Genomic DNA, 7,539 nt, shown 5'->3' with positions numbered 1-7,539 from the left:
CCCCCCCGCCCCCCCCCCACCCCCGCACCCCTGCTCTTCCTCATCCTCGGCCTCCTCACCCACGAGAACGGCCTCTTCATCCTGCCCGCGCTGGTGGGGGTGGACTGGCTGCGGCGGCCGGCGGACACAGTCCGGGCGCGTCTGCGTCGGCTGTGGCCCTTCGCCGTGCCGACCGCGCTCTACGTCCTGCTGTGGTTGGCCGTGCCCAAGAATAGCGAGCAGGGGTTGAACAATCTGGCCGACGCCGCGCGCAACGCCGTGCCTTTTCTGCAGACGCTCGTCTACCCGCTGCTGCCCCTCTTCCGGCTCAATGCGGGCGACACACCGACGTTGGTCGCGCTGGCCCTGGCCGCCATCGTCGCTCTGGGCGCGTTGGCCCGGCGGGCGGGGGCGGGGCGGCTGTGGGCGTTCGCACTGGCGTGGGTGGCGCTCAGCGCGCTGCCGTCGCTGCTCTTCCTGCGCCCGGCCTACGTCTATGGCAGCCCGCGGCTGAGCTATCTGCCGGCCGTCGGTATCGGGTTGCTATGGGGGTTGCCTATGTTGGCGCTTAGAAACCGAGTTTCTTCTGAGAAACTCGGTTTCTACACAGTCCGCGTACTAGCTGCGCTCTATATTGTCGCGCTGACGTTGCCGGGATTGCCTTTTGTGCGCTGCCAGCTTGACTTCTATGAGGAGACGAGCCGCATCGCCCACGAGATGGCCCGCGCCGCGGCCGGCGCGCCGGCCGGGCAGGAGGTGGTCCTCGTCAACCTGCCTTTCTTCTTCAGCTCCTACGCCGGCCGGCCCGATGGCTGCCCCAACCCCTACCCATGGACGCCCGTTGGCGGCATCCTCATCCCGCCTTACGCTCAGGCCCGCGACTTCGTCCGCTTCAACGGCGGCCCCGACCGGCCGGCGACCGGGGTCACTTTCTCCGGCTACGCTCCCGGCTGGCGCACCTTCGGCCCGGAGATCGGGCCGGACGGTTTGCGCGCCGCCGTCGCCAGCAGCGCGGTCTATGTCTTCGACCTGACCGCCGGCACGTTCACCGACCTGTCGGCGGCCTGGCGGCCGGGGGTGGGCGAGACCGGGCCGGCGCGCGCCATCTTCGGCGGCGTGCTGGCCCTGGACGCCGCGGCGCTAACCCAGATGGGCGACGCCCTCGACGTGGGCTTGACCTGGCGGGTGTTGGGCCTGCCGGACGCGCCGCCGGCGGCATTCGTCCACGTCTACGACGCGGCCGGCGCGCTGGCCGCCCAGAGCGATGGCCCGCCCGGTGGGGCCTTCACACCGCCGGCTCTGTGGCAACCGGGCGACGCGCTGGCCGAGACACGCCGCATCGATCTGAGTGGGCTGTCGCCAGGCGTTTATACTATCGGCGTCGGCGTCTACCATCCGGCCGATGGCGTACGCCTGCCAGCCAGTGACGGCAGCGGGTCACTGCCAGACGCGGTGTTCATTCTCGGTCAAGTGGAGCGCCCGTAGCACGGGTTTCTTAACCCGTGAGGCGTGTTATCCATCGAGTCACTGCCGCTTAAGAACGCAGTGCTACACGCCAGAGAAGGCCCAAACGGGCGCTAACCCACTGCTCACCTTCGGCTCACGCTCAATTTAGATAAGGGGGATAGACTAATAATCGAAGTCGCCAAGAATGCATGCAGCCCCGGTTTCCCCTCCTGGCCGGGGCTGTATGCGTTTCTGGCGCACATCAAGCGTAAGCCAGGCTTTCGCGGACGCTGATACGGCCGGCGGCGTGGGCGGGGATGATGGAGGCCAGGAAGGCGATACTCAGCACGGCCACCAGCCAGATGCCGACGGCGGTGTAGCTGTAGGCGAAATCGAGTTCAGTCTGAAAGATCGTCCGGCCGAGCAGTGACGCCATGGGCCGGGCGATGACGTAGGACAGCGGCACGGCCACCAGCCAGCTCATCAACCCTTGCAGCACGCCCTCCAGGATAAACATCGTCATGATCACCGGTGACGTGCCGCCGATGGAGCGCAGCACGCCTACCTCGCGCGTGCGCTCGACCACGCTGATCGACAGCGACCCCATCAGCCCGATCCCGCCGACAAGCCCCATCACCAGGGCCACGCTGAACAACATCTGGTTGACGATGCCGAACGTGTTGAAGGCGTACTCGCGATCCTGGGGCTTGGTGCGGCTGAAGAAGGGGCTGACTTCCATGTTGTAGGCGGTCAAATATTCATCCAGATCGGCCATCAGCGCTTGCAATGACGTCGCGTCCCGCGCCTCGGCGCGGATAAGCACCTGGTTGGCCCGGTTGGCGCGCTTGGTCACGTCGACGACGGCCGCCGCCGGGGCATAGACCGGGTCGGTCGAGAAAACGTCCGGCGAGATGGCCTGGTACGTGCCGATCACCTCGAAGTCCGCCTGGCCCAGATCGGCCAGGTTCACGGTGATCACGTCACCGACGCTCAGGTCGTTGAACTCAGCCGTGTCGCGGCTGATGACGGCCACCCGCCCCTGGTCTTCCGGCGACAGCCAGCGTCCGGCGGTGATGAGCGGCTGGTACATCGTGCTGCCGCTGGGCACGCCGAACAGCTCCGCGCCCAGGCCGCCGGTGTCCTCCATCTCCTCCCCCTGGCGCAGCACCACGCCATTGACCGAGTACCACGCCTCGGCCTCCACCACGCCCGGATAGCGCTCCAGCAGCGCCTCCATCCGATCGGAACGGTGGGCCTGGAAGAAGAAAAGGCGCATGTCATACTGCCGCCGGTCAAGCTCCGTATCGAGCGTGTTGGTCATCGAGGCCGACAACGTCAGAACCATCAGGAACATGGCCCCGGCCAGCGTCAGCACCAGTTGGGTCAGCAGCAGTCGCCCCTTGCGCCGGAACATGTTGCCCAGGGCGATGGTATAGGGCGATGGCAGCAGGCGCTCGGCCAGCCGCTCCACAGTCTGGTCGAGCCGGGATGAGCCAAAGTCGCCGCCCAAGCCGTAGCTCGCCAACGCCTCGCGCACGGAGATGGCCGCGCCGCGCATGACCGGCAACAGCGCCGCCAGCAGCGGGGCCAGCAGCGCCGCCAGTACCTGCCAGACGACGGCCCGCGTCGAGAAGCGGAAGACGTCGTAGTCGATGTTGAACAGCGTCAACAGTTGTTTCGTCGTCAGGAAGGCCATGAGCATGCCCGCCGGCAGGGCCACCAGCAGCGCCAGCGCGCCAAAGATGAGCACGCCGGCCAGATAGACGCGGGCTACGTCGCGCGATGTGCCGCCCAGCGCCTTGATGACGCCGATCTGATCCGTCTGTTGGGTGATGATGGCCGTGGTCACGTTGATGACGATGATGACGCTGGTCAGCAGCGAGACGACGGCCAATATCTGGAGCACCACGGTGATGCCCAGCACCGTATCGTAGCCCCAATGCTTCTCCGGCTCCTGGTAGAGTATGAGGTTGACACCCAGCCCCTGCTGAGCCAGCCGCTCCTTGATGGCCGCCGCGCGGTCGCGGGCGTAGGCCTCGCTGTAGGGTTCCACCTGGATGAGCAACTGGACATAGCGCCCCTCCGGGAAGCCGAAGCGGGCCATCGTCGCCTCGTCGAAGAAGAAGTAGGCGTTGCCGCCGAAGTCGGGCGGCGGCACGAACGGGTGGCGGATGAGGCCGGCGACGGTGAAAGGGCGATCGACGCCATCCACTTCAAAGATGATCTCGTCACCCATCCCCACGCCGTAATAGTCGCTGGTGATGCGCTCTACGGCTACGCGCCGGCCATCGGGCCACGCGCCCGCCTTCAACTCGAGCCGGTCGTAGCTCTGGTTCTCATAATCGGCGCGGGCCACAGCCGTGGCGGGCTGCCACGCGCCGTCGGGCGAGGTCTTGTAGCGGATGGTGGCGATGTTGAGCGGTTCTACGCCGACTACGCCGGGGATGTCGGTCAGCGCCTCGGCTGTCTCCCGGTCGATGAACTGGCGCAGGACGAGGTTCAGATGCGACGGGTCAACGGCGCGGTGCGCCTCATTCATACCCGCCAACATCTGGTCGGCCAGGCCGAACATCGTGCCGATGGCGAAGACGCCCGCGGCGATGCTGAGCACAGCCAGCAACGTCCGCGCCTTGCGGTGCCAGAGGTCGAACCAGACTTTGTCCCAGAGTACGCCCATGATGAATGACGAGTGACGAGCTATGAACGCAGGGGGGCAGGGGAGCCGGGGAGCAGGGGGGAGTCTGCCTGCTGGCTACCTACCCCTTGCCACCTGCCACTTGCCGCTTGCACCCCTGCTCCCCCGCTCCCCTGCTCCCCCGCTCCTTGTTCCCTATCGCTCGCGATCAAGCCGTCGCGAACCTCGATCACCCGCGAGCCGCGGGCGGCCAGCGTGCGACTGTGGGTCACCATGACCATCGTCTTGCCCCCGGCCACCAGGTCAAGGAACAACTGGAACACGTCCTCCGAGGTCGTCGAGTCCAGGTTGCCCGTCGGCTCGTCGGCCACCAGCAGCGGCGGGTCGTTAGCCAGCGCGCGGGCGATGGCCGCGCGCTGCTGCTGGCCGCCCGACACCTGGCTGGGCAGTTTGTGGGCCTGGTCGGCCAGCCCGACGCGCTCCAGCAGGGCCATGGCCCGCTCCGCCCGTTCGCGCCGCGGCACTTTCTTGACCAGGTCCATGGGCAGCATGACATTTTTAACCAGGCTCAGCGCCGGCAGCAGTTGGAAAAACTGGAAGATGATCCCCAGGTGCTCGCCGCGCCACACGGCCAACTCGTTCTCGCTCATGGTGTGCACCGATTGGCCGGTGACGATGACCTGGCCTTCGCTGGGGTGGTCGATGCCGGTGATCATGTTCAGCAGTGTGGACTTGCCGTTGCCCGACGGGCCGACGATGGCTACGAATTCGCCGGGCATGATCGCGAACGAGATGCCCTTCAGGATGGTCACCTCGCTCTCGCCCACGACGAAGCGCTTAATTACATCGCGCACCTGCACAATAGGGGCCGGCCGGCCGTTCTCTCTGGTCATAGCCATGCAGTGTAGCAAGGTTTGTGCGAAAAATCACAAGTTCTGGGGGTTTCTCATCAGCGCTAGGTATTTGAACGGTGTCGCTACTTTATGTTATCATTCAGCCATCTTTGGAGTTCGCCGCGTCGATAGCATAGGAGTGAAGGAGAGCGAGACATGCCCGCCCCCAATGCGCTTGTAGTTGAGTTGCGGAACTTGCTTGTCGAGAACTTCAGCCTGTTGGAGTTGGCCGACCTGGCCCTTGACCTCGACGTGAAGTTCGATAACCTGCCCGGCTCCACGCTGAACGAGAAGGCGCGGGAGCTTGTCTCCTACCTCAACCGGCGCAACCAACTGCCGAGACTGGGTGAAGTCGGCCCCAATTGGCGCTCAGACTTGCCCTGGCTGGACATCTTGGGCCGCTACGGTCTCGCGCCCGCGCCGGCCGGCCAAGCGGGCGACGCGCCGCTCCCCGCCGCCCCCAAGATCGGCTACACCGACCTGCAACAGCTTGTGCCCATCCTGGCCGACTATCCCCTGTTCCAGACGCCCGATGGCCGCAAGACGGTGCTGGCCCTGGCGGGTATCGAGTCGCTGGTCAACGTTGACCTCAACGGCAGCGCGCGGCTGGTGGCGTCGGGTCTGCTCGTGCAACTCAATAATTACGGCCGGACAGCCGAGGGGGACGTGGCGGTCGCCCGGCTGTTGTCCTTCGTCGCCAATGATGACGCCCTGCCCCCGGACAACAAGCAGGCCATTACCGCCATGATGGCCCGCTACGGACTTGCATGAAAATGATGAATTAGGAGTTATGAATTATGAACGAAGAATCGGGGGTCTGGTCACACCGTTCATAATTTCTAATTCATACGGAGGGATACGATGGCTGAGCAATTTCTCAATCGAGACGACCGGCAGAAGCTGGCCAGGGTGATCGAGGGTATCTATGACCTGCAACTCGGCCCGGCGGCGCGCTTCAGCTTGCTGGATCGCGCCGGGCTGCGCCGCTTCGTGCCGGGCATGGACCTGGCCCAGTCGCCCGGCGTGCTGGCCGGCGTGCTGATCAGCCGGCTGGAGCCTTTCGGCATGTTGCCGGGCGACCCCAGCCAGCCCGCCCTGCACGCCCTGGGCGCGTTGGTCAACTACATCCGCGAGCAGAACGACACGCCCCAGGACGACGCCCGCTTCCTGGCCGAACTGCTGGTCAAGTACCAGCTGGTCGCCGACACCGCCTTTCTTGACCGGCTCAGCGCCCAATATGGTCTGAACGTCGCGGCCGTGCGGCAGGTCGATCCGGCGCTGCTGCCGCCGGCGCAGGCGCCCCAGCCGGCGGACGAACCCGCCTTCGATCCGGCCGTCGGCGACCAGACCGAACTGGAGCAGATCGTCAACTCCGAGGACAACTTTCTCGACATCGACGCGCTGGCCGGGGCGATCTACACCGCCCAGGCCGTCGGCCGCATCGAGTTGCCGCGCGGCCGGGCCCACGGCACGGGCTTCCTGATAGGCCCTGACCTGATGCTGACCAACTACCACGTCTTCAAGTCGAAGGACGTACTGACCTCGGCCGTGGTGCGCTTCGACTATCACGCCAACGCCGACGGCGTCGTTACCCAGGGGCGCGTCTACGAGTTCCAGCCCGACTTCTACGTGGGCAGCCCCGACAAGGAGCTCGATTTCGCCCTGGTGCGCCTCAAGGGCGAGCCGCTGGCCGAGCGCAAGATGGAGCCGGGCGACGAGGGCCTGGGCTATCTGGAGCTATTGCGGCGTGGTCGCCACCGCGGCTACCTGCTCGTCTCGCCCAGCCTCATCGTTGAGCACGAGCGGGTCAACATTATCCAGCACCCCAACGGCAACCCGCAGAAGGTCGTGCTGACGCAGAACTACGTTCTGGCCAACATGACCGACACGCGCGTTCACTATCTGGCCGACACGCTGCCCGGTTCGTCCGGCTCGCCGGTGCTCAACCGCTATTGGGAGGTCATTGCCCTGCATCACAGCGGCGGCGCGCACCCACCGCAAAAGGCGTCGAACGATCTACAAAGGGTACTGAAGGGAGTTTATAAATTCAACGAGGGCATCCCCATCCGCGCCATCCTGCCGAAGATCGAGCGCTACTTGCCGCGCAAATAACTACTTCTTCTGCTGGAGGTCATTGCAGTAAATCCATCGCATACGAAGGAGTGAACATATGGGACGTCGCATCATCAGCGCCCACACCCTGGCCGGCATGAAGGGCACGGGTTCCACCACCCCCGGCGCCGCGCCCACCGTGCCCCAACTGGACGGTTTCTGGGATCGGGTCATCAAGAACATTCCCGGCGACATCGTCGCCGGTTGGACGGCTGTGCTGGGCCTGTTTGGCATCGCGCCCGGCGCGCGCGGCGACGTGATGACCACCAACATCCTGTGGATCATCTGGGCCGCGCTCAGCGTCATCACCTTTTTCTGGACGTACCGCCAGACCAAATTGCCCGGCGCGCAACCGGCCTGGACGCAGATATTCGTCTCGACCTTCGCCTTCGTCGTCTGGGCGCTGGCGTTGGGCGTGCCGTTCAATACGTTGGGCTTCTACGATTCGCGGGTGGCGGCGGCCATCTTGATCGT

At 65.5% G+C, this 7,539-nt stretch carries 5 protein-coding genes and 1 pseudogene; 4 read left to right on the top strand and 2 right to left on the bottom strand.

Annotated elements, in window-relative coordinates; all coding sequences use genetic code 11:
• Positions 1-1,464, top strand: a pseudogene (locus ACE3UY_RS05290) (hypothetical protein); the annotation flags it as partial.
• A gap of 223 nt (positions 1,465-1,687) precedes the next feature.
• Here ACE3UY_RS05290 and ACE3UY_RS05285 read toward each other — a convergent pair.
• Entirely contained in the window at positions 1,688-4,102 is a 2,415-nt protein-coding gene (locus ACE3UY_RS05285; RefSeq protein WP_374686509.1) for an ABC transporter permease, read from the bottom strand.
• Positions 4,103-4,122: 20 nt separating this feature from the next.
• The gene (locus tag ACE3UY_RS05280; RefSeq protein ID WP_374686508.1) at positions 4,123-4,959 is read right to left on the bottom strand and encodes an ABC transporter ATP-binding protein; all 837 of its coding nucleotides are present in this window, start codon (positions 4,957-4,959) and stop codon (positions 4,123-4,125) included.
• 150 nt (positions 4,960-5,109) lie between these two features.
• Between ACE3UY_RS05280 and ACE3UY_RS05275 the strand changes: the two genes are divergently transcribed.
• The 3 genes from ACE3UY_RS05275 to ACE3UY_RS05265 form a co-directional block, all read left to right on the top strand.
• Positions 5,110-5,724, top strand: coding sequence for a hypothetical protein (locus ACE3UY_RS05275; protein ID WP_374686507.1), 615 nt, complete (start codon positions 5,110-5,112; stop codon positions 5,722-5,724).
• 90 nt (positions 5,725-5,814) lie between these two features.
• On the top strand, positions 5,815-7,065 hold the full coding sequence (locus ACE3UY_RS05270; RefSeq protein ID WP_374686506.1) for a trypsin-like peptidase domain-containing protein: 1,251 nt from the start codon (positions 5,815-5,817) through the stop codon (positions 7,063-7,065).
• Positions 7,066-7,123: 58 nt separating this feature from the next.
• Positions 7,124-7,539 (top strand): hypothetical protein (locus ACE3UY_RS05265; RefSeq protein WP_374686505.1); only part of this gene is annotated, 416 nt, incomplete at its 3' end.

It is taken from the genome of Promineifilum sp. (SeqCode), from assembly GCF_041918635.1.
Classification (GTDB): domain Bacteria; phylum Chloroflexota; class Anaerolineae; order Promineifilales; family Promineifilaceae; genus Promineifilum.
Note: the sequence above shows the minus strand (reverse complement) of the source record. Positions and strands in the feature narration are given on the sequence as shown.